A 2723-nucleotide genomic window follows, 5' to 3' on the forward strand; every position below is an offset into this window, starting at 1 on the left:
CCTGGAGCTGGCGAAGCGGCGCGGGAAGCTCCGAACCCAGAGTGGCGAACAGCGGAAGTTGAAGGTGGCGCTGGACACGACCAACATCCTCGGGCGCGGGGCGGTGAAGGACACCTACAACCTGCTCGGGGACGGGATCGTGCAGCTCGCGCGGGAGCTGGCGAAGCTGGCGGGAGAGCCGCTGGCGGGGCAGCCGCTGGCGGTGTGGGCCGAGGCGCACGGGTACGGGCGGTACGTGGGGCCGACCAGCCTGAAGGGGACGGCCGAGATCGACTGGAGCGACGCCGAGCAGCGGCGGCGGTTCCTGGGGGAGATCGTCGCCGACGCCGACCGTCTGCTGGAGCAGGCGCGGGTGGTGCGGACTGACCTGGAGGCAGGGGGCGCGGCCGAGGCGGCGCTGGTGGCGGCGGCGCTGGTGGCGGCGGCGCTGGTGGCGGCGGCCGGGCTGCTGAGTCGGGTGCTGGTCCAGGACGTCGAGCGTCGGGAGGACGGGCCAGCCATCAAGCAAGGGGTGGCGACGGATCGGCTGCTGTCAGTGCACGACCCGGAGATGCGGCACGGGCGGAAGAGTGCCAGCAAGCGGTTCGACGGGCACAAGGCGGCGGTGGTGGTCGACACGGACGAGCCCTTGATCACGGCGGTGACGGTGCTGGCGGGGAACGCGCCCGATGCCGAGGGTGCGCTCGAGCTGGTCGAGCAGACCGAGGCGACCACCGGCTGCGCGGTCGACGAGACGCTGGGCGACTGCGCCTACGGCAGCGGCGAAACCCGCCAGGCGTTCGCTGACGCGGGCCGAACGCTCGTCGCGAAAGTGCCGAGCCCGTCCAATCAGGGCTGCTTCCCGCAGACGGCCTTCACGCTCGACCTCGACGCCACCAGCGCGACCTGTCCGGCTGGGCAGACCACCCAGGACTTCCGCCCGAGTCCGACCGGCGGCGGGCCGTTCCGCTTCGACGTGGCGGTCTGTGCGGCCTGCCCGCTGCGCACCCAGTGCGTCCGTGCCGTTGGCGGGCGCACCGTCACCGTGCATCCCCAGGAGCGACTGCTCCAGGCTGCCCGCGCCTTCCAGGCCAGCCCGGCCTTCGCCGAGTATCGACGCCGACGCCAGAGGGTCGAGCACCGCATCGCCCGCCTGGTCCAGTTGGGCATCCGCCAGGCCCGAGAGGTCGGCACGCCTAAGATCCGCTTCCAGCTCCTGATGGCCGCCGCCGTGGCCAAGCTGACCTACCTGGCCATGACCGACCTGCTCTCCGACCACGATTCGGCTGCCATCGGGCTGTTTGCCGCGCTCCTGGGCCTGCTCCTGGTCGTCCTGCACCCCCCGCTGGATCCCAGATGGCCCGGCGAGGCCCTCGGCGGCCTCAGAGTCGCCCGTGCATCGTCATGCAGCCGCCTGCTCACGGCGCGGCCGATCGCGTTCATCAGCCCCGGTTCTCGGCCGGGCTTCTAGTATCGTCCGGCGCCTGGGGGACAGCCTTCGCACTAACTGCGCAAATTGCTACTGCGGTGGGTGATCCGGAACAGAGCCAGCTGGGAGGTCTACTTACAGCCGTCGTAGCTGCACTTGAGGCCTTGGTGCTGTTGGTTAATGGTCGCTAGACTGATAGCCTTGGCCGAATAGAGCCGGCCGGAGTTGCTTCATGACATATCTCATATGTGCCGACACCAATTTTGGTACTAGATGCACATCTCGACGCCCGGGTAGAGGGCGCTCGCATTACTTACCTGAATCCCTCTATTTCCATGATCCCACCTTCGATACACTGAATGCCGCCAAAGCAACGGCCCAATGTATTGCCAGGACATCAACTGAATACGAGTCTTGGCCTGTAGGAGACACGTCACTCATTCAAAGAGGTAGTCTGCCTGTTGATCAAGATGAAATAGATGCATTAATTCAGGATATATTTCAGCGTCTAATATCCTATACATCTCCTTGGATAACCCAAATTGGACTTCGACTATACAAGCGATCAGTCGAGATTCTTGACCAGCATGATGGACTACCTGCTTTATTGACACTATCCGCATCAGAATTTAATGGCCTCCAGGAATTCTGGAGACAAGCTGATTTGCCGTATGATCTCTACTATCCTGCAAGAGATCAACGTAAAGGATATGAGAAGATAGAATTAGGTGGTGAAGCGGTTTGGGTTGAACGCATCTATAGTCCCCTCCAATGGACTCGTAGAAACGTTTCCATTGTTGAGGCGCCGACTTAGGACTACAACGACGAGCTTTACGTCCGGGTAGAATGGAGAGGAGCGAGTGTTGCTGGGGGTGCGACGATGGACTCGGCCGAGTTGGACCAGCTGGCGGATCGATTTGCGGCGCTGAGTCGCCGCTACGGCCCGGTGTTTGGGAGTTGGGGTGGCTGGGAGCGTGGGGAGCAGTACCTGCGTGGCCTGTTCGTGGGTGCGGATGACCGCCGGAACGCCGAGAATCTGGCGGAGCACGTGGACGGAGCGACGCCACGTGGCCTGGAGCGGTTTCTGAGCGAGGCGCCGTGGTCGGCGGAGCGGGTGATCGAGTATCTCCAGGAGGATGTCGCGCCCTTGCTGGAGGAGCCGGACGCGGTCTTCGTGGTCGACGAGACGCTGTACCTGACCAACGCCCCACCAGAAGTGCCACTGCTCCTGCTTGGCCAGGTTGCCTCGCGCCGCTGGACGATCGAAACCGGTTTCGAGCAGACGAAAGGCGAGGTTGGACTCGACGAGTACGAG

2 protein-coding genes are annotated in these 2723 nt (G+C 64.2%); both read left to right on the forward strand.

Annotated elements, in window-relative coordinates:
- Window positions 1-1450, forward strand: a 1450-nt coding sequence (locus IT306_21885; GenBank protein MCC7371081.1) for a transposase, incomplete at its 5' end; no start/stop codon positions are given.
- A gap of 838 nt (window positions 1451-2288) precedes the next feature.
- A partial coding sequence (locus tag IT306_21890) for a transposase (GenBank protein MCC7371082.1) occupies window positions 2289-2723 on the forward strand: 435 nt, incomplete at its 3' end.

The sequence above is a fragment of the Chloroflexota bacterium genome (genome assembly GCA_020850535.1).
GTDB lineage: Bacteria > Chloroflexota > UBA6077 > UBA6077 > JACCZL01 > JADZEM01.